Genomic DNA, 19,956 nt, shown 5'->3' with positions numbered 1-19,956 from the left:
CTGTTCAGGACCTGTCGGGAACCACCGTCCCGCGCCAGCCGCCGATGACCCGCATCGAGTGGTAGATGACCAGAGCGGCGACCGAACCGAGCGAGATGCCGGCGAACACGAGATCGCCGACCTGCCAGGTGTAATCGGCGATGCCGATGATGAGCGGGATCGCCGCGGTGAACTGGTTGATCGGCTTCGAGAAGTCGACCTTGTTGCTGACCCAGATCTGCACGCCGATGATGCCGACGAGGCCGTAGAGGGCAGTGGTGACGCCACCGAGGACGCCCGGCGGGATCGCGGCGATCACCGCACCGACCTTGGGCGACAGGCCGAGCAGGATCGCTGCCGCACCGGCGACCCAGTAGGCCGCGGTCGAGTAGACCTTGGTCGCCGACATCACGCCGATGTTCTCGGCGTAGGTCGTCGTCGCCGAACCGCCGCCGCTGCCCGCGAGCATCGTCGCGAGACCGTCGGCGGCGAGCGCGCGGCCCATGGTGTCGTCGTAGTCCTTGCCGGTCATCATCGCCACCGACTTCACGTGACCGATGTTCTCCACCACGAGCACGAGGACGACGGGGAGGAAGAGTGGCAGCACACCGAGATCGAAGGTCGGGGTCTGAAAGTCGGGCAGGCCGACCCACGCGGCGTCGGCGATGCCGGAGGTGTCGATGTAGTCGTTGTCGGAGTCGATCCAGTCGAGGACGAGCGCCAGCACATAACCGAACGCGACGCTGAGGAAGATCGCCAAGCGCCCGAGAAGTCCGCGGAACAGCACCGCCGAGGCGACGAGGAGGACCAGCACGATGGTCGCGAGAACGGGGTCGGCGACGAAGTTGTTCTTCGCGGCCGGAGCCAGGTTCAGGCCGATCAGTGCCACGATCGCGCCGGTCACCACCGGCGGCATGAGCGTCTCGATCCACCGCACCCCGGCGAAATGGCTGATCAGGCCGATGATGACGAGCAGCGCACCGACCGCGACCAGGCCACCGAGCGCCGACGACGCACCGTCGGAGGCCACCGCCGCAGTGACCGGCGCGATGATCGCGAAACTCGAGCCGAGGTAGCTGGGCAGACGGTTACGGGTGATCAGCAGGAACAGGATGGTGCCGATACCCGAGAAGAGCAGGGTCGTCGACGGCGGGAACCCGGTGAGCACCGGCACCAGGAAGGTCGCGCCGAACATCGCGACCACGTGCTGGAGACCGATGCTCACGGTCTTCGGCCAGGTCAGCCGTTCCTCCGGTGCCACCACGGTGTTCGTCGTGAGCTTCCACGACAGCAGGTTCTGGGATCTCGTCCCCGGTTCAGTCATGCGCAACAGTTTGCGGCACTCACGGCCTGCCCGCTCCCCTTACCCCATGCTCGCCCACCTGCATATGCAACAAGACTCATAGGCACCTTGTTGCATAGTGCATTGTTGCAGTGTTAGCGTGCCCACATGGCGCTCGAACATGCGATTCTGGTGTCGCTGGCAGAGCGACCCGGCACGGGTTATGAGATCGGTCAGCAGTTCGACCGGTCCATCGGTTACTTCTGGTCGGCCACCCACCAGCAGATCTACCGGACGCTCAAGAAGCTTCTCGACGACGGACTGGTCAGCGTCGAGTCGATCAGCCAGGACGGTCGCCCGGACAAGAAGGTCTACACGATCTCCGAATCCGGTCGAGATGCGTTGGCGCAGTGGGCGATGAGTCCGACCCCGCGGCAGTCGCTCCGCAGCGACATCGGTGTCAAACTGCGCGCCGCCGAGTTCGGCGATCTCGCCGCCATCATCGGCGAACTCAAGGCCCACCGCGATGAGCATGTCGCACAACTGAAGCTGTTCAAGGGGTTCCAGGAGGACTACTACCCCGAACCCGACACCCTGACCGGCCGCAAGCTCCACCAGTACCTCGTGCTGCGTGGCGGCATTCGGCAGGAGGAGGGCTACATCGAGTGGTGCGACGAGGTCATCCCCGCACTCGAACGCGAACTCGCCGGTAGGTGAACCACCGACGCCGGTATCCACACCGAACATCCGACCCGGACTGAGCAATACACGCACGAGACGTCACGACGACACCGAGATGAAAGGTCGCGCCATGTCAGCCCACACGGCACAACCCAACCCGCATTACCCACACCTGTTCACGCCGCTGCAGATCGGCGGCATGACCCTCGAGAACCGTCTGGTGATGGGGTCGATGCACACGGGTCTCGAGGATCGCCTCTGGGACACCGACAAGCTCGCCGCCTACTTCGCCGAACGCGCGAAAGGCGGTGCGGGACTGATCATCACGGGAGGTTTCGGTACCAGCCGCACCGGCCTGCTCATGTTCGCGGGCGGCAAGATGACCAACGCCCTCGACTGGAAGCGTCATCAGCGCGTCACCAAGGCCGTGCACGACGAGGGCGGCAAGATCGCCATGCAGCTCATCCACGCCGGCCGTTACGGATACACCCCGTTCAAGGTCGCGCCGGGCAAGGAGCCGTCGCCGATCCATCCGTTCAAGCACCTGCAGATGACCGAGCCGATCATCCGGCACGTCATCAAGACCTTCGGCCAGTCGGCGAAGCTGGCTCGCAAGGCCGGGTACGACGCCGTCGAGATCATGGGCGGCGAGGGGTATCTGATCAACCAGTTCCTGTGCCCGCACACCAATGACCGCACCGACAAGTGGGGCGGCAGCACCGAGAACCGGCAGCGCTTCCTCGTCGAGGTCATCAAGGAGATCCGCCGTCAGGTTCCCCGCGACTTCCCGGTCATCCTGCGTCAGTCGGTCGCCGATCTGATCCGGAAGGGTCAGACCTGGGACGAGATCGCCCTCATGGCACGCAAGGCCGAGGAGCACGGCGTCGATGCGATCAACACCGACATCGGCTGGCACGAGGCCCAGGTCCCCACGATCGTGACCTCCGTGCCCCGCGGCGCCTTCGTCAAGTTCACCGAGCGTCTCCGCGACGAGGTGTCGATCCCGCTGATCGCCGCCAACCGCATCAACACCGCGGAGTTCGCCGAGGAGATCCTCACCAACGGCCGCGTCGACGCCATCCAGATGGCCCGTCCGTTCCTCGCCGACCCCCACCTGGCCAACAAGGCCCGCGAGGGACGCGCCGACGAGATCAACACCTGCATCGGCTGCAACCAGGCCTGCCTCGACCACGCCTTCGTCGGCAAGAAGGTGTCGTGCCTGGTGAATCCCCGCGCCGGACGCGAGACCACGCTGGTCCTCAGCCCGACCCGCAAGGCCAAGCGGGTGGCGGTCGTCGGCGCCGGACCGGCCGGCCTGTCGGCTGCGGTGTCGAGCGCCGAACGCGGCCACAAGGTGACGCTGTTCGAGGGCGGCGACTCGATCGGCGGCCAGTTCTCCATCGCCGCCCGCATCCCCGGCAAGGAGGAATTCAGCGAGACGATCCGCTACTTCACCCGCAAGCTCGAGGTCCTCGGCGTCGACGTCCGGCTCAACACGCGGGTCGACGCCGACACCCTCATCGCGGAGAAGTTCGACGACGTCATCGTCGCCACCGGCGTCGTGCCGCGCATCCCGAGTTTCCCCGGCGTCGACCACCCGATGGCGATGTCGTACGCCGACGCCGTCCTCGGTCACCGCGAGATCGGCAAGCGGGTCGCTGTCATCGGTGCCGGCGGCATCGGCTTCGACGTCAGCGAGTTCCTCACCACCGACGAGTCGCCGACACTGAATCTGAAGGAATGGGAACAGGAATGGGGTGTCACCGACGATCCGGAGAAGCCCGGTTTCGTCACCAAACCCCGCCCCCTGCCGCCGGTGCGTCAGGTCTACATGGTGCAGCGCAAGTCCGGTAAGCAGGGCAAGTCGCTCGGCAAGACGACCGGCTGGGTGCACCGCGCCACGATGAAGATGAAGGGCGTCGAGCAGATCAGCGGCGCGACCTACGACAAGATCGACGACCAGGGTCTGCACCTCAGCTTCCGCGACGACGAGGGCAACGTGACCGAGACCCGCCTCCTCGAGGTCGACAACGTGGTCATCTGCGCGGGACAGGAATCGGTGCGCGAACTCATCGATCCGCTGACCCTCGCCGGCGTCACCACCCACGTGATCGGCGGTGCCGACCACGCGGGCGAACTCGACGCCAAGCGGGCGATCCGGCAGGGCACCGAGGTCGCCGCCGGTATCGACTGAGCTCTCACACGCCGACCGCCGCTGCGCCTCCGCTCTCCTCGACGAGCCGGGGCGCAGCGACGGTTACGATTGCTCCCATGCCGGTCCCGCCGCCTTCAGAAAATGCCCGCGCCGTCGTCACCGGGGCCTCCTCCGGTATCGGCCGCGAGCTCGCCCGGGCGCTGGCCGCCCGTGGCCATTCGGTCATCCTCGTCGCCCGTCGTGGTGCTCTCCTCGAAGAGCTCGCCGGTGAACTGCGCACGGCGCACAATGTCGCCGTCGAGGTCCGCGCCGTCGACCTGTCCGACCCGACCAAGGTCGAAGTCCTCGCCGCCGAGTTCGCCGGCCGCGAGATCTCGATCCTCTGCAACAACGCCGGCATCGCCACCTTCGGCCCCGTCGCCGAACTCGACGCCGCCTACGAGAAGTCCCAGGTCCTCCTGAACGTCAACGCCGTTCACGACCTCACCCTCGCGGTGCTCCCCCAGATGGTTAAGCGCGGCTCCGGCGGCATCCTCATGGTGGGGTCGGCGGCCGGCAACATGCCGATCCCGAACAACGCCACCTACGCCGCGTCGAAGGCCTTCGTCAACACCTTCAGCGAATCCCTGCGCGGTGAGGTCTCGTCCCGGGGCGTCCACGTCACGCTGCTCGCGCCCGGGCCCGTCCGCACCCACACGCCGGCACCTGAAGAGGAGTCGATCGTGGACAAGGTCGTCCCCGACTTCCTCTGGCATTCGTCGGCGAAGGTTGCGGAGATGAGCCTGGACGCATTGGCGCACAACAAGATGCGTATCGTGCCGGGAACGCTGTCCAAGGCGATGTCGGTCGCCGGTGGGTACACCCCGCGCGCCGTCGTCGCACCCATCGTCGGCGGTTTCTACCGGAAGTTCAGCGCCGAGTAGCGAGACTCCTCACCGCCGGCGACGTCGACCCGTACCGAAGATCGCGCGACTGAACTCGCGTCCCGCGGCACTGGCTGCCGAACGCAGGAAGCTCTGGACCGGCTTGCTGGTCAGCACCTCGGTGATGATGTCCGTCTCCTCGGGTGCCGGCTTCGGTGCCTGCGTCGGTGCCGGAGCCCGCTTCGGTGCAGGGGCGGGTGACGGTACCGGCACGGGGGCCGGTGCGTCGGCGGACTCCCCGGGTGACAGGGTGTTCGCGGCGAGCACCTCGTAGGCCGACTCGCGATCTATCGACTGCCCGTACTTGGCGTACAACGGACTCGTCGTGGCCGCAGCCGTGATCGCCTCCGCCCCGATGGCATCCATCGACGAACGCGGCGGGCGCACCACCGTCCACGCGACCGGTGTCGGCGCACCCTTCTCCGACAGCACCGTCACCACGGCCTCGCCCGTACCCAGCGACGTGAGGACCTGCTCGAGCTGGTAGATCTCCGAGACCGGATAGGTCTTGACCGTCTTCTTCAGCGCCTTCTGATCGTCAGGGGTGAAGGCGCGCAACGCATGCTGGATGCGGGCGCCGAGCTGTGAGAGCACCTCGTTGGGGATGTCGGTGGGCAGCTGAGAGCAGAAGAACACGCCCACGCCCTTCGAGCGGATCAGCTTCACCGTCTGCACGACCTGATCGACGAACGCCTTGGACGCGTCGTCGAACAGCAGATGCGACTCGTCGAAGATGAAGACCAGCTTCGGCTTGTCGAGGTCGCCGACCTCCGGCAGGAACTCGAAGAGGTCGGCCAGAATCCACATGAGAAACGTCGAGAACAGGGCCGGACGGGTGGCCTGCGCACCGAGTTCGAACAGCGTGATGATGCCGCGCCCGTCGGCCGCGAGCCGGATCAGATCGGCGGGTTCCACCTCGGGCTCACCGAAGAAGGTGTCGCCGCCGCCGGCCTCGAGATTGGTGAGCGCACGCAGGATCACGCCCGCGGTCTGGCGGGACACCCCGCCGATGTTCTTCAACTCCGCCTTGCCCTCGTCGCCGGTGAGGAAGGCGATGACCGACCGCAGATCCTTCAGGTCGAGCAGCGGCAGGCCCTTCTTGTCCGCCCAATGGAAGATGAGCCCGAGAGTGGACTCCTGGGTGTCGTTGAGTCCCAACACCTTCGAGAGCAGGATCGGACCGAACGACGTGATCGTCGCCCGGATGGGCACACCGATGCCGGTGGACCCGAGCGAGACGAACTCCACCGGATGGGAGGCCGGCCGCCAGGCATCGCCGGTCTGCTGTGCGCGTTCGACGATCTTGTCGCTGCCGACGCCCTCGCGACTCAGTCCTGACAGGTCACCCTTGATGTCGGCCATCACCACGGGCACCCCGTTGGCGGAGAGCTGTTCGGCCAGCAACTGCAGCGTTTTCGTCTTGCCGGTACCCGTGGCCCCGGCGACCAGGCCGTGCCGGTTCATCATCGCGAGCGGGATGCGCACCGAGGCGGTGGCGTCGACCTGACCGTCCACCGACACCGTCCCCAGTTCGAGCGCGGTCGAGGTGAAGGCGTAGCCGGCGGCGATCGTCTGAGCAGGGCTGAGGGCTTCGGTCACGAGGGACACGATAGCCCGGGTCGGTTCGCTGTTCCGCGTCTCACGCGGGCTTGTCGTGACGGTTGGCTAAGGTTGTCGGGTGCAGGACAAACTGGTGTGGATAGATTGCGAGATGACCGGCCTCCGACTCGAATCGGACAAGCTGATCGAGATCGCGGCCCTGGTCACCGACGGTGACCTCAACATCCTGGGTGACGGCGTCGACGTCGTCATCCACGCCGACGACGAGGCTCTCGCGTCGATGCCCGACGTCGTGACCAAGATGCATGCGGACTCCGGCCTAACCGACGAGGTACGCAAGTCCACCGTCACGCTCGCCGAGGCCGAGAAGATGGTCCTCGACTACATCCGCAAACACGTGACGACGCCCGGAGCCGTCCCGCTGGCCGGCAACTCGATCGCCACCGACCGCGGTTTCATCGCCCGCGACATGCCCGAACTCGACGCCTACCTGCACTATCGGATGGTCGACGTCAGTTCCATCAAGGAACTGTGCCGCCGCTGGTACCCGCGCGTGTACTTCGGCCAGCCCGAGAAGGGCCTCGCCCACCGCGCACTCGCCGACATCCGCGAGTCGATCCGCGAGCTCCGTTACTACCGCGCGGCGGCGTTCGTGCCGACGCCCGGCCCCGACGTCGACGCGTTGGCGAACATCGTCAAGGATCTCGGGCCCGCCTGAAAGCGCAGGTCAGAAAACCGATTGGAGTTCTGAGGCATCGACCCGCTAGAGTGTTCTTGGCTCTGAGGCCCGGGCGAAAGCCCAGGTTTCCGGCGCCGATGGTGGATGTAGTTCAGTTGGTAGAGCACCAGGTTGTGATCCTGGCTGTCGCGGGTTCGAGTCCCGTCATCCACCCCGACGAGTGGGAGGTCCGTTTTCGGACCTCCCACTTCTCGTTTCACAGGTCGCTGCGTCGGGAGCCGGTCCATCGGTAAAACCAGTTGTCTGCGGCTGTCGATATCCGAGTCATCCGTACGTCACCATGGTGTCGGGCCACTCCGGTCCGGCGGCAGATGACTGGGGGAACGATGAAGTCGTGACCCTTCGAGCGGTGGAGGAAACCCACGATCCGGGACCGGTTGTGCGGGTGGGACGAGCCGTCGCCGTCGGCCGGGCGTTCGGTCCGACGCGCGGACTGGCGATGCTCGACCGCCCGGCGTCGAACCCCGCGCTCGACCGGTATCGCCCGTTCCACTCGCACGCGCGCTCACGCTCGAAGAGCTGGACGACCATGACGGTGCGGCCGACGCCTACCGACGCGCACTCGACCTGCCCGGCGACGAGGCCGAAGACGACTACCTGGCAAGCGCTCTCGCCGGGTTGGCGCAGACGGACCATCCTGGAGACGACTCGCTGTGATAGCGGATCCCGTTGCGTGTCGGCCAGGTTCGCGAGTCAAGGCGCGACGGGACGGAACCGGCTACTCGGCGTCCGCCGAGTCCTCGGAACCCGACCGTGAGCCGGCCTTCTCCGCGGTGGGTACCGGGTCGGAGTCCTCGGGCTCGGACGCGTCGGCCTCCGGGGCGTCGGCGGTCGGCTCACTCGTTTCCGGTGCGCTCGTCTCTGGTGCCTCGGCAACGGGTGCGGGCTGCGAGGTCGTCGACGTCACCGGAACCGTGGGCTCCGGTAGAACGAACGTGAATCCCGATGTGCCCGAGGGCGTCCAGATGGCGCTACCCGCAGCGCTCGGCGCCGTGAACGCGACCCATCCGGTGTAGGTCCCGCCCGGCTCGAGGTGCGCCGGTAGCGGCGGCCCCTCGGCAGTGGCTTGTCCGGCCGCCTGTTGCACTCCCCCGACCAGCGGGGCGAAGTCGTCCCAGGCGATCGACGACAACCGTCCGTCGCCCTCGGCGTCGGATGTGGTGACCGTCATCTCGACCGCGATCGTCGCCTGAGCCCCGTCCGATGGTGCGGTGGACTCTATCTTCTGGAGGGTCGCCGTACCGAGATCGGCGCCGTCGGTGGCGATCACCGGGAAACGACTCCCTACCTCGACGACGGTCGGTGTTGTCGTCCCCTCCTTCAGAACCGGGGCATCTGCACTCTCGCCGGTGGAGGGTGTCGCCGACGAAGACCCCTTGGACTCCGAGTCGGCTGCCGAGGAACTCTCCGACCCTGAGGACGCAAATTCACTGTCGGGACTCGCCGGTTCCGAACTCTCCACACTGGAACTCGCCGCCGATTCCGAGGTTTCTGTGCTCGACGAACTCGGGGCGAGGCGGGCCATCCGTGCCGCCGCACTCTGGACGCCGGCGCTCGGAAGCGGTTCACCGATGCCGCATTCGGCGCGGACGAACTGGACAGTGACCGTCCACACGGTGGTCAGCGTGATCGCGGTCTTGATGTCCACGTCGAGGATCAGGGTGGACAGTGCATGCTTCGCGGTTGTAGTCACCACGCTCTTGAGGGTTCCCTGCACCCGAAATCCGACGGCGAGCGAATCGATGGTGGTGGTCTGGTTCGCGGACGGAACAGCGTAGGAGTTGGTGAGCCCGACCCGGAAGTTGCCCCCGGCCGGGGCCACTGCATTGGTGGAGACGGTCCCGCCCCAGTTGTTGGACGAGCAGCTCACCGAGGCCGCATACTGGCTGTTGTCGGTGTTCAGCACAGAGGCGAAGCCGGTCGGGAAGAGCTCGATGTTCTTGGCGTTGGACGCAGAGGTAGCCGTCACGACACTGCCGTTCATCGTGTACGTCGCCGACGACCGGCCGTCCGCCGCCACCGTTCCCAACAGCAGGATTCCGGTACTCGAGGCGTGGGTCCAGCCGGTCGCGCTGGGAACCAGGCTGGAGCCGGGATTCACGTGGGTGTGGGTAGCGTTTGTCGCCGTGAACTCGCCACTGGTGATCGCACGATCGGTGTACGCGTGTGCGGTCGTCGACCGTGCATAACCCTCGAGATTGGCGGCCCGCGTGAAACTCGAGTTGCCCCAGACCTTGTCGTTCCACGCGGCCAGGACGCCGGTGGCCTGCGCGACGACGCCGAGGATCGCGACGACGCCGACTATGGCGACAAGGATCTTGCTGCGCTTGGTGAGATGCATGCTCATACGCCGTTGTGTTTCTGTGTTTGTGGTGTGCCGGTGAGGCGCCGGTCAGTGTTTGCGTCGAGCGGTTTCGGCTCTCGGCCAGAAGGCCCAGAGCACGAGGAGCGCGGCGCCCAGGGTGATGCCGCCCAGAACGTAGGGGTGCGACAACCAGACGACCTGCTTCGCGAGACCCGGTATGTGCCAGACGACTTTGCGCACCGTGCTCTCGCGGTACGGCTCCGGATCGGGATTGGGATTGGCGTCGCCCTGCATCGAGATGAGCGCCTCGCCGCCGCCCAGTTGCTCGACCGCGATCACGCGGTGGGTGATCGGCTTCAGGCCGGGTTCACGATCGACGGTGATGATGTCGCCGACCTTCACCTCGGTGGCCGGAATCTCGTGGACGACAGCGACCGACCCCTGCGGGATCGTCGGATCCATCGAGCCGGTCTTGAACAGGATGATCGTGTAGTTGCCGGCGAAGGCGAGCACGGTCAGCGCAATACACAGGACGCCGAACACCGCGAGGATGTTCAGCACCCAATCTCCGAGCTTGGCGATCGCCGAGTGCGCGCCGGACCGGGGAACGGTAGCGGCGACCGGCGTTTCGGCAGTCTCCCCCGGGACCGCTGTCGGCGGGGATGTGACGGGAGAAAGCGGCTGGGTGACCGCGTCCGACGCGGGGATGAACATCCGAGGAGTCGACGGCCAGGCCGCGTTCGAATCGGGTGTCCCGATCCGCCTCGGGTCGGTCACGTTCCACGACTCGCGTATTCCGGTCTCCGGGGACTGGTCGGGTCGTGGGGTCGCGGTCGTCGTCATCGGACTGTCTCTCTGAAGTGTTTGCGGGTCGCGCCGACCCGAGATCGGTTGCGGGCGAGTCGGCCCCGGCCGGCGGAGGCCGAGGGGGAGCGCTCCGCCGGCTCGGGGCCGGTTCATCAGCCCCCGACGCTCTGTGCCCTCATCTCCCAGATCGCATTCACGCTGGTGTCAGCGATGGCGTTCGGGTTGGCATTCGCCGGGAGGGTCACCTCGAAGTCGATCTTCTTGGTGGCGCCCGCCGCGACCTGGAAGGTGGTCGCGGCCGTGGTGCTGCTCAGCGGCTGATCGCTGATCAAGTTCGTGGTCCCGTCCTTGACGGTCACCCGCAACGCCTGCCCGAGCGTGTTGGTGGCGTTGGACGGATGGATGGTGATGTCGGCAGCCAGGTTGCCCTTGGTCTCCTTCAGCCAGAAGCTGCCCTTGGTGGTTTGACCGGGCATCAGGTTTGCCGGGTCGACCCCGAGCTCCACCGGGAACGCGACGGTGCCACCGGGGCTGGTCTCGTACTCCAGGAAGTCCGTCCCGTTGACGCTGCCCTGCACGTTCCAGGCGGTGTCGCCGATACCGAACGTCCCGTTGCTGAACACGGTGTCGTTCCACGCGGCGAGGGTGACCACGGCGCCGATGCCGAGGACCGCGCCCGAGGCGAGGATGGCCTTGCGCTTCCGGTTCTTTCGGTTGCGCTCGTCGGCCAGAGGGGCACTGGTGGGGGTCTGGTTGTCAGTCATCTTCCGTCCATCGTTCTGCAGGAAGGCAGCCCATTGCTGCCGAGGAGAAATTTAGATCGTCTGGCGATTGTTATTGCCGGTTTCTCGACAATAGCCACGTGAAGTCGATCACCGCATCTAGGTCATTCGTTCCACTATTTCGGATACATCTGTCGCCCTTTTTGTAGATCGTTCGAACTAATCACCCAATGGACATTCGACCCAGTTCGTCAGTGGCCCAAAATTTGCGACAACACCCATTGCAATGATGACAACGCACAATGAAGAAGAGGCAATAAAACGTTGTGATCCATCTCCGTGACCATGGGTGAAATCGAGACAAAGGCCCCGAAAGATCGGGCCGAAGGGCCCACGCGGGCGCCTCCGGCCCGTGCCGATCCCTAGCCGGAACCGGCTCGCGACTTCGAGCCGGCCTTGTCGATGGCCTCCGCGAGCCATACCCCGAGCCAACCGATCGCGCTGCGACCGACCTCGTCCACGACCAACTTCGCGTAGTTCGTGTGCACGTTGCCCGAGTAGAAGTCCTTCGCCGTGACGGCGTCACGGATCAACGACGCCGGGTCGGTAAGAGCTTGCCTCGTGATGATCGCGGCCAGCTCCTTACCCAGTTTCTTGAACTCGGGCGAGATCAGCTCGGACAACACCCCGGTGTCCGACGCGCCGTCGTTCACCCCGTTGCCGGATACCTCGACCGACGAGTCCGAGACCAGCGACACCAACTCCTTCCCCAGGCCCAGGACCTGCTCGACCGAGACCTCGGATGTGGGCAGCGACGCGGCACCGACTCGTGCCCCCACCGCCCCTGCCGCAGTCCAGGTGAGCTCCTGAACCTCGCCGACGAGGTCCGCGGCACGCACGAAGTCGACGCGATCGAGCACCCGGCAGATCGAGGCGCCGACCTTCGCGAGACCGGTCTGGTCCGGGATGAGGTCGAGGACCCGTGCCGTTCGCGCGTAGTCAACCATGTCCGCGAGCTTGACGAACGGACGCATCCGAGTATTCAGACGGCCCGCCACCCGGTGGGCCCGACGGAGGTCTCCCATCCCGATGAGCTGCGGCAATCGGCCGATCTCGGCCCCGAGTGCGGCGTAGTCGATCCTCGTGATCGTGCCGATGACGTCGATGGCGGTCTCGACCGCGTCCGCAACCTCCTCCGCCCCCTCACTGAGAACCGTGCCGATCTTCCCCAGGACGGGATGCCGTCGCTTGTCTATCGAGCAGTACAGGTCGGCCGGGGCACAGATACTCGTCACCCTGCCGGACAGGTCCCCCATCCCTCTCGGGCGCGGGTCGGCGATCCCCGTGCCGCGAGCCGTCGGGCCGACCGTCTCCTGACCGGCGGTTCCGTTACCCGGGTCGGCCAGGAGACCGACTGCAAGAACCCGGTCGGCAGGGATCGGTCCTTCGCCATTGCCGATGGCCTCGGCCAGGTCGCCGGCGGCGTCGGCACCCTGGCTGTAGCCGCTGATCGTGAACTTCAGATCCGGGTCGGCCTCCGCACGGTCGGCGAGCACCCGCGATGCATTCGCGATCGCCGTGGCCTTGCTGTCACCGTATGTCCGCCCGTTGTCGAAGGCGCGCGCCATGTACGGCAGGAAGTAGATGGTGGCCGAGTCGCCGTGCCGGCGCGAGATCGAGTCGGCGACCGCCGCCAGCGCGCCGGTGGCGCGGGTCGGATCAGCAGCAGCATCCGTTTCCCATGTCCCGGGAATGAACAGATTGAAAGTGGGAACGGTCGGCGACGCGATCGCAGCGCCGACGCCGACGCCGCCGAATCCGGTCACCACGACGCTCGCGGTCATGGTCACCCCGATCAAGGCCGACGACAATTGTTTGATGGTGCCGCCTCGACGACGCCGCGACACATTTGCCGATGTGCCACATGATTGAGGTGTGGCGTGGGTAGGGACGCTGCAATTCATGAGTGGATGTCACAAATCTTCGCATCGATGAGCAGGAACGGGGCGGGTGCCCGAAGACGAGACATTTTCAACCTCCTATTTCTCGTCGTGTCACCGGCCAGCAAATATCAATTTGCGCGTCTTGCGGCACGATTCCAGGAATCGACAACTGCAGTTTCGGCATCCGAAACGGCCGCTGTCATATACGAAATCGAAACCCACTGCCACACAACGGGTCTCATCACCGAACAAACGGGTGCGCACCTTGGACAAATGTCCCCATGTGAGTGGCATCACTCGAGTAATCTCGCCATTTCGGATGGCAAACCGGCGGTCGGAGCCATCCCGGCCGACGACGAAGGGCCCGGATCCCGCCGGTGGACAGCAGGTCCGGGCTCAGAGGAAGCGCTCGGTCAGTTCATTCAGTCGCAGTTCACCGGGACGGTTGCCCACCTGGGGACAGATCGAGTCGGCGTAGCAATTGAGCGTTGAGCGCGACGACGACCGTCGACAACGACATCAGGATCGCGCCGACGCCCATCGGCAGCACGAATCCGACCGGCGCGAGCACGCCTGCGGCGAGCGGAACCGAGATCAGGTTGTACCCGGCCGCCCACCACAGGTTCTGCACCATCTTCCGGTAGCTCGCCCACGACAGTTCGATCACCGACAGCACCGACCGCGGGTCCGAGGACGCCAGGATCACACCCGCGGAGGCGATGGCGACGTCGGTACCCGCGCCGATGGTGATACCCACGTCAGCCTGCGCGAGCGCCGGAGCGTCGTTCACCCCGTCCCCGACCATCGCGACCCGCTTGCCCTCGCGCTGCAATTCGGCCACCTTCTCGGCCTTGTCCTCGGGCCGGACACCCGCGTAGACGCGCTCGATCCCCAGCTGGCGAGCCACGTCGTCGGCCACGGCACGGGCGTCCCCGGTGACCATCACCGCCTCGATCCCACGCCGACGCAGGCCGTCGACGGCGTCACGCGATTCCGGACGCACCTCGTCGGTCAGCGCGAGGGCGCCGACAACCTCACCGTCGGCGACGACGTGCAGGATGATCGCCCCGTCGTTCCGCCAGGTCCCGGCGACCGGGAGTTCCACGGCCGCGTAACTGTCGAGCAGCCTCGGCCCGCCGACCGCCACGACGACTCCGTTCACTCGTGCCGAGACACCCACGGCCGGTGACGAAGCGAAATCCTGTGCCGGCGAGACGTTCAGTCCCCGATCTCGTGCGGCCTTGACGATCGCGACAGCGAGCGGATGCTCACTGTCGGCCTCCGCCGACGCGGCCAGCGCCAGGACCTCGTCGGCCGTGCGGCCGTCGGCGGGTTCGACGCCACGGACCGTCGGGGTTCCGCGGGTCAAGGTCCCGGTCTTGTCGAACAGGACGGCGTCGACCGACCGCATGCTCTCGAGGGCGAGCCGGTCGGAGATCAGCACTCCCCCACGCGCGGCACGCTCTGTCGCGATCGACACCACCAGGGGGATGGCAAGACCCAGCGCGTGTGGACAGGCGATGACGAGCACCGTGATGACACGCACGACCGCCGAGTCCGGCATTCCGACCGCGGTCCAGACCACGGCGGTGGCAGCAGCCGCGGCGCCGGCGAACCAGAAAAGCCACCCGGCGGCGCGATCGGCAAGTCGTTGGGCACGCGACGACGAGGCCTGGGCCAGAGCGACGAGCCGTTCGATCCCGGCCAGCGCCGTGTCGTCACCGATTGCGGTGACCTGCACCCGAACCGCCGAATCGGTGGCTACCGTGCCGGCGACCACGTGCTCCCCGACCGATCGTCGCACCGGGCGCGACTCACCGGTGATCATCGACTCGTCGATGTCGGCGGCACCGTCGAGGATCTCACCATCGGCCGGGATGGAAGCGCCCGGCCGGACCAGCACCACATCGCCCACCACCAGCTCGCCGACGGCGACGGCGACCGTTCCGGCGCCGTCGACCTTCTCTGCCTCGTCGGGTAGCAACGCGGCCAGCGAGTCAAGAGCCGATGTCGTCTGTGCCAGCGCACGCATCTCGACCCAATGCCCCAGCAGCATGATCACGACGAGGAGCGCCAACTCCCACCAGAAGTTCAGCTCGGCGGACAGCAGGTCCAGACTCGCACCCCACGACGCCACGAACGCGACGGTGATGGCCAGCCCGATCAGCAGCATCATCCCCGGGGCGCGGGAACGCATCTCCCCGACCGCGCCCATGAGGAACGGGCGACCGCCCCAGAGATAGATGACTGAGCCCAGCACCGGTGAGATCCACATGACCCACCCGTGATGCGGTAACGAGTAGCCGATCAGATGGGCGAACATCTCGTTGAATGCCACCGTCGGTACCGCGAGGACCAGCATGATCCAGAACAGTCGGCGGAACTGCCCGACATGGTCGGCGTGACCGCCGTGTTCGCCACCAGCATGCTGGTGACCTTCGTGCATCTTCGCTTCACGCCCGGAATGGGTCATCGTTGCACTCATGCCGTCGACAATATACCCCCTACCGGTATACCGTAAGGGCCAATTTCTCGAGCCACCGGTCGGACACCTCCGACCCGGACGGGGAGCCCATACCAGACCCCACCGACAATGCGGGATGGCCGGAATGGCGGCGATAGCCGTTGCACGGCAGCGTGATTGCGCGTACAGTCGAACATACATTCGTATCAACGGCTTCCGGGGGGTGACCGTCTTGACCGAAATCTCCGAGTCCGGTGTCGCCGACGGCCCGCCCTCGCGCGCAAAGGAACTGGTGAGTGAACTCCATCGGATCACCGCCGAACTACAGACCGTCGATCTGACGCAATGCTCGGATGCCGAACTGGTCGATGTCGCCGCCGAGACCGAACGTGCCATCGCGCGACTGAGTTTTGCCGGGGACCGTCAGGTCGCCGAAGCCACCGAACGTGACCTACCCCGAAAGACCGGGCACCGCAGCGTCATCCAGTTCATGACCCACCGCCTCCGGATCGCCGAACCCATGCGACGCCGCGACCAGATGTCTGCCACCGCAACCTTTCCCAGCCCCACCGGCGAACCACTCCCACCCCAGCACCCCACCCTGGCCGACGCCTTCGCCGACGGGCATGTCGGCCCCGCCCATGTGCGCGCGGTCATCGACGTCCTCGACCAGATCCCGCACGCCGTCAACCACGACATGAAGGTCGCCGCCGAACGACAGATGACCGAGATCGCCATCGACCACACCCCCACCGACATCACCAACCTCGGCGCCCGACTGCTGGCCCACCTCGACCCCGACGGCACCCTCACCGACGACACCGACCGCAAACGACGCCGCAACCTCTCGGTCAACCGGCAACGCGCCGACGGCACCGCGAAGATGACCGCCACCCTCACCCCCGAACTACTCGCACGCATCACCATGCTCCTGGCCGTGTGGGCAAAACCCGGCATGAACAACCCCGACGATCCCGACTCCCCACACGGGTCGATCGAGGACGCCGACCCCGACGCGGTGGCTGCCGCCGCCGAACGCGATGACCGCAGCCCGGCCCAGTTGAATCACGACGCCCTCAACGCCCTGCTGAAAGCGGTGTTCGAGGACGGACTCCTGGGTAAGAGCCACCGCGGACTCCCCGTGCAGATGATCGCCAAAGCCGACCTCAACGACCTCATCCGCGAAGCCGGGTTCGCCACCACCGCCACCGGCACCCTGATCCCCATCCCCGACCTGATCGACCTCGCGGCCGACGCCCAACCCTGGCTGGCCGTGTTCAAAGACGCCACCGCCGTCCCGCTCTACTTCGGACGCGGCAAACGACTGGCCACCCGCGAACAACGCCTCGTCTCCTTCGCCCGACCCGACGGTCACGTGTGCTCCACACCCGACTGCGACCTGGCCGCCACCCACGTGGAAATGCATCACGCCCAACTCGATTGGGGCCTCGGCGGACTCACCGACCTCACCCCGGCGTGCCCGAAACACAACCGCATGGTCGGCGATCAACCCGGCCAATACACCACCCACATGGTCCGCGAGGGACCCGACGAAGGGCGTTGCGCCTGGCGGCTCAACACCCAACCAGGCGCACCCCCCAACCCCGAACGCATCAACCGGCAACCCGACATCCCCCGCCGATTCGCCGAACACCTCCAACACGTACGCACCGACATCCACGGACCCACCACGGCGTCCGGCGATCAACCACGCCTGCACCTGCGCCAAATCATCGCGACCTACGCAACGCCTCCGACGCCGAAGCCACCCTCGCCTCGATAATGCTCGCCGCCGCATACCCGCGCGCCTGAGAATCACACTCGAGAAGAAATGGTGGACCGCCTTCGAAGATCACGTGCGATGCTGGAGCAAGCATGACCACGGACACCCCGCACGACGTCGAGGACTTCTTCGCAGGCTCGCCGGAGGGCCTGTCGATCCATGGCGCGGTCGAGGAAGCCATCCGTGATCTGGGAGACGACATCGCTGTCCGAGTCACCAAGAGCCAGATAGCTTTCCAACGCCGGACCGGCTTCGCCTACGTGTGGCGCCCCGGCATGTATGTGCGATCCGATGTGCCGGCGGTGTTGTCGATCGCCCTTCGGCACCGCGTCGACTCTGCTCGATTCAAGGAGGTCGCGCACCCGTCACCGCACGTGTGGATGCACCATCTGGAGATGCGTGCCACGGCGGACGTGGACGCGGAGGTCCGCCGGGTGGCTCGGCGAGGCCTACGACGCCGCGGGCTGACCGCCGATCAGACCTGCGGCGCGGGGACGTCCAGCCCGAGGTCGAGCACCGTGACCGAATGCGTCAGTGCACCGACGGCGAGGTAGTCGACGCCGGTACGGGCATAGTCCTCGGCGACGTCGAGGGTCAGGCCGCCGGAGCTCTCCAGCTTGGTCTGCGGCGAACGAGTGTTGCGTCGCTGCACGGCCATCTGGGTTTCCCACGGCTCGAAGTTGTCGAGAAGCACCAGCTGCGGTTCGAGGGGAAGGACCTCGTCGAGCTGGGCGAGCGAGTCGACCTCGACCTCTACGGGCAGACCCGGAGCGGCCGCACGAACGGCTTCCAACGCAGCCGCGACCGAACCGGCGGCGACGACGTGGTTGTCCTTGATGAGGGCGGCATCGCCGAGACCCATCCGGTGGTTGACTCCGCCACCGGCGCGCACCGCGTACTTCTGCAGCAGACGCAGACCGGGCAGCGTCTTACGCGAGTCACGGATCTGAGCGGACGTACCGGAGACCGCATCGACCCACGCCCGGGTTGCGGTCGCGATCCCCGACAGGTGGCAGATGAGGTTCAGCGCAGTGCGTTCGGCCGTCAGCAGGGCGGCCGTCGGAGCGTGGACGCGCAGGACGGTGTCGCCGGGTTCGACGACGCTGCCGTCGGCGACAACGTCCGTCACCTCGAAATTGCCCTCGCCGATGACCTCGTCGAACACCGCGATCACCACCGGAACACCGGCGATGACGCCAGGTGCACGACTGACGATCGCGGCGTCGACGACGGAGCCGGCCGGGACGGTCGACGCGGTCGTGATGTCCGGTCCGTACCGCAGGTCCTCGTCGAGAGCGGTCCTGATCAGCGCACGGATCTCGTCGTCGACAGCCAGTTCCAGCGCGTCGCCGGCCGACGCCTGACCGATGAAACCGTCACTCACCGCAGAGCTTCCGGTCACTCGCCCGAACCCGGGTTACCGATCGCGATCATCCGCTCGACGCTCTTGCGGGCCTTCTCCGCGACGTCGGTGTCGACGAACACCTCGTCGCGGCCCTCACGCAGGCACCGCAGCAGCGCGGCCGGCGTGATCATCTTCATGTAGGGGCACGACGCGCGGTCGTTCACCGCCTGGAAGTCGACCCCGGGCGCGGCCTTGCGCAGCTGGTGCAGCATGCCGACCTCGGTGGCGACGAGGACCTGCTTGGCGCCGGTCTCGCGAGCAGCGTCGAGCATGCCGCCGGTCGAGAGGATCTTGACTCGATCCTCGGGCACGGCACCCTCACCCGCCAGGTAGAGAGCCGAGGTCGCACAACCGCATTCGGGGTGGATGAAAAGGTCGGCATCGGGGTGCGACGCGGCCTGGTCGGCCAGCTCGTCGCCGTTGATGCCGGCGTGCACGTGGCACTCACCCGCCCAGATGTGGATGTTGTCGCGGCCGGTCTCACGCTTGACGTGCGCACCGAGGAACTGGTCCGGAAGGAACAGGACGTCGCGATCGGGGTCGATCGACGCGACGACGTCGACGGCGTTCGACGAGGTGCAGCAGATGTCGGTCAGACCCTTCACCTCGGCGGTGGTGTTCACGTAGGACACCACGACCGCATCGGGGAACTCGGCCTTCCAGGCGCGCAGTTCGTCGGCGGTGATCGAGTCGGCCAGCGAGCAACCGGCGCGCTCGTCCGGGATGAGGACGCGTTTCTCGGGGCTGAGGATCTTGGCGGTCTCCGCCATGAAGTGGACGCCGCAGAAGATGATCTCGTCGGAGTCGACCTCGGCCGCGATACGCGACAGGGCGAGAGAGTCACCGACGTGGTCAGCGACATCCTGGATGGCGGGAAGCTGATAGTTGTGCGCGAGCAGGGTCGCGTTGCGGGCGCGCGCGAGGCGTCGGACCTCGTCCGCCCACTCCTGAGTCGGTTCGACGCCGGTGTAGCCACCTGGTGCGTCGAACCATTCGGCATCGAGGAGCCCTGAGCCCGAAACTGCTGGCGCGGTCACGGCCGCCGGGCGATCACTGGTGATGCTCATTGCCACTCCTCTGGCTGTCCCGGGGGCGTCTACGACCCCGGGTCATCGGGTCCCCGGAGCACGGGCCGTGTGTCCGAGGCATGGTTTTCGACTCATGGTCGAAAACACTATGCATCGTAACATTCACCACACCGGGTTCAT

15 protein-coding genes, 1 tRNA gene and 2 pseudogenes are annotated in these 19,956 nt (G+C 66.4%); 9 read left to right on the top strand and 9 right to left on the bottom strand.

The genetic code is table 11. The features are described from left to right. Nucleotides 1-4: 4 nt before the first annotated feature. Nucleotides 5-1,303, bottom strand: a complete 1,299-nt coding sequence (locus tag BPODLACK_RS04085) for a uracil-xanthine permease family protein (protein ID WP_159404777.1) — start codon at nt 1,301-1,303, stop codon at nt 5-7. A 126-nt stretch (nt 1,304-1,429) separates the two neighbouring features. Between BPODLACK_RS04085 and BPODLACK_RS04080 the strand changes: the two genes are divergently transcribed. The 3 genes from BPODLACK_RS04080 (at nt 1,430) to cmrA (ending at nt 5,020) form a co-directional block, all read left to right on the top strand. After that, entirely contained in the window at nt 1,430-1,978 is a 549-nt protein-coding gene (locus BPODLACK_RS04080) for a PadR family transcriptional regulator (RefSeq protein WP_159404776.1), read from the top strand. A gap of 94 nt (nt 1,979-2,072) precedes the next feature. Continuing rightward, nucleotides 2,073-4,136 carry an NADPH-dependent 2,4-dienoyl-CoA reductase gene (locus BPODLACK_RS04075; protein ID WP_143931922.1) on the top strand — a complete coding sequence of 688 codons (2,064 nt, stop codon included), beginning with the start codon at nt 2,073-2,075 and terminating at the stop codon, nt 4,134-4,136. A gap of 77 nt (nt 4,137-4,213) precedes the next feature. Next, nucleotides 4,214-5,020 (top strand): mycolate reductase, encoded by an 807-nt coding sequence (gene cmrA, locus BPODLACK_RS04070; protein WP_159404775.1) that lies wholly within the window; start codon nt 4,214-4,216, stop codon nt 5,018-5,020. Between the two features lie 9 nt (nt 5,021-5,029). Here the strand turns inward: cmrA and BPODLACK_RS04065 are convergent, their stop codons facing one another. After that, on the bottom strand, nt 5,030-6,628 hold the full coding sequence (locus BPODLACK_RS04065) for a helicase HerA-like domain-containing protein (protein WP_201450587.1): 1,599 nt from the start codon (nt 6,626-6,628) through the stop codon (nt 5,030-5,032). Between the two features lie 70 nt (nt 6,629-6,698). Here BPODLACK_RS04065 and orn point away from each other — a divergent pair, with 70 nt between their 5' ends. The 3 genes and pseudogenes from orn to BPODLACK_RS23420 form a co-directional block, all read left to right on the top strand. Further along, the gene (orn, locus tag BPODLACK_RS04060) at nt 6,699-7,298 is read left to right on the top strand and encodes an oligoribonuclease (RefSeq protein ID WP_159404773.1); all 600 of its coding nucleotides are present in this window, start codon (nt 6,699-6,701) and stop codon (nt 7,296-7,298) included. Between the two features lie 101 nt (nt 7,299-7,399). Continuing rightward, nucleotides 7,400-7,472, top strand: a tRNA-His gene (locus BPODLACK_RS04055). A gap of 202 nt (nt 7,473-7,674) precedes the next feature. Next, nucleotides 7,675-7,976, top strand: a pseudogene (locus tag BPODLACK_RS23420) (RNA polymerase sigma factor); the annotation flags it as partial. Nucleotides 7,977-8,037: 61 nt separating this feature from the next. On the opposite strand, the gene BPODLACK_RS04050 reads toward BPODLACK_RS23420, so the two are convergent. Together BPODLACK_RS04050 and BPODLACK_RS04045 are read right to left on the bottom strand one after the other, a co-directional pair. After that, a complete protein-coding gene (locus BPODLACK_RS04050; RefSeq protein WP_159404772.1) occupies nt 8,038-9,666 on the bottom strand; it encodes a hypothetical protein in 1,629 nt (542 codons plus the stop codon). A 45-nt stretch (nt 9,667-9,711) separates the two neighbouring features. Then, nucleotides 9,712-10,185 (bottom strand): signal peptidase I, encoded by a 474-nt coding sequence (locus BPODLACK_RS04045; protein WP_236577597.1) that lies wholly within the window; start codon nt 10,183-10,185, stop codon nt 9,712-9,714. Between the two features lie 124 nt (nt 10,186-10,309). Between BPODLACK_RS04045 and BPODLACK_RS04040 the strand changes: the two genes are divergently transcribed. Next, entirely contained in the window at nt 10,310-10,483 is a 174-nt protein-coding gene (locus tag BPODLACK_RS04040; RefSeq protein WP_191835044.1) for a hypothetical protein, read from the top strand. Between the two features lie 100 nt (nt 10,484-10,583). On the opposite strand, the gene BPODLACK_RS04035 is transcribed toward BPODLACK_RS04040, so the two are convergent. The 3 genes from BPODLACK_RS04035 to BPODLACK_RS04025 all read right to left on the bottom strand — a co-directional run bounded on the left by BPODLACK_RS04035 (nt 10,584) and on the right by BPODLACK_RS04025 (nt 15,458). Beyond that, nucleotides 10,584-11,195: a SipW-dependent-type signal peptide-containing protein gene (locus tag BPODLACK_RS04035; protein ID WP_024498579.1), complete on the bottom strand. Its 612-nt coding sequence runs from the start codon at nt 11,193-11,195 to the stop codon at nt 10,584-10,586. 380 nt (nt 11,196-11,575) lie between these two features. Further along, nucleotides 11,576-12,997 carry a cutinase family protein gene (locus tag BPODLACK_RS04030; RefSeq protein ID WP_236577596.1) on the bottom strand — a complete coding sequence of 474 codons (1,422 nt, stop codon included), beginning with the start codon at nt 12,995-12,997 and terminating at the stop codon, nt 11,576-11,578. Between the two features lie 532 nt (nt 12,998-13,529). Further along, on the bottom strand, nt 13,530-15,458 hold the full coding sequence (locus BPODLACK_RS04025; protein ID WP_159404861.1) for a heavy metal translocating P-type ATPase: 1,929 nt from the start codon (nt 15,456-15,458) through the stop codon (nt 13,530-13,532). Nucleotides 15,459-15,792: 334 nt separating this feature from the next. Here BPODLACK_RS04025 and BPODLACK_RS04020 point away from each other — a divergent pair. Both BPODLACK_RS04020 and BPODLACK_RS04015 read left to right on the top strand, forming a co-directional pair. Beyond that, nucleotides 15,793-17,372, top strand: a pseudogene (locus BPODLACK_RS04020) (DUF222 domain-containing protein). 63 nt (nt 17,373-17,435) lie between these two features. After that, on the top strand, nt 17,436-17,897 hold the full coding sequence (locus BPODLACK_RS04015; protein WP_006438565.1) for a DUF5655 domain-containing protein: 462 nt from the start codon (nt 17,436-17,438) through the stop codon (nt 17,895-17,897). On the opposite strand, the gene nadC is transcribed toward BPODLACK_RS04015, so the two are convergent. Together nadC and nadA are read right to left on the bottom strand one after the other, a co-directional pair. Then, the gene (nadC, locus tag BPODLACK_RS04010) at nt 17,819-18,727 is read right to left on the bottom strand and encodes a carboxylating nicotinate-nucleotide diphosphorylase (RefSeq protein WP_006438564.1); all 909 of its coding nucleotides are present in this window, start codon (nt 18,725-18,727) and stop codon (nt 17,819-17,821) included. The genes BPODLACK_RS04015 and nadC overlap by 79 nt on opposite strands. Before the next feature lie 14 nt (nt 18,728-18,741). Then, nucleotides 18,742-19,815, bottom strand: a complete 1,074-nt coding sequence (gene nadA, locus BPODLACK_RS04005) for a quinolinate synthase NadA (RefSeq protein WP_006438563.1) — start codon at nt 19,813-19,815, stop codon at nt 18,742-18,744. Nucleotides 19,816-19,956: the final 141 nt, after the last annotated feature.

This window comes from Gordonia sp. YY1, from assembly GCF_009872315.1.
In the GTDB taxonomy this organism is placed as follows: domain Bacteria; phylum Actinomycetota; class Actinomycetes; order Mycobacteriales; family Mycobacteriaceae; genus Gordonia; species Gordonia amicalis.
This window is presented reverse-complemented; position numbering and strand designations above follow the sequence as displayed.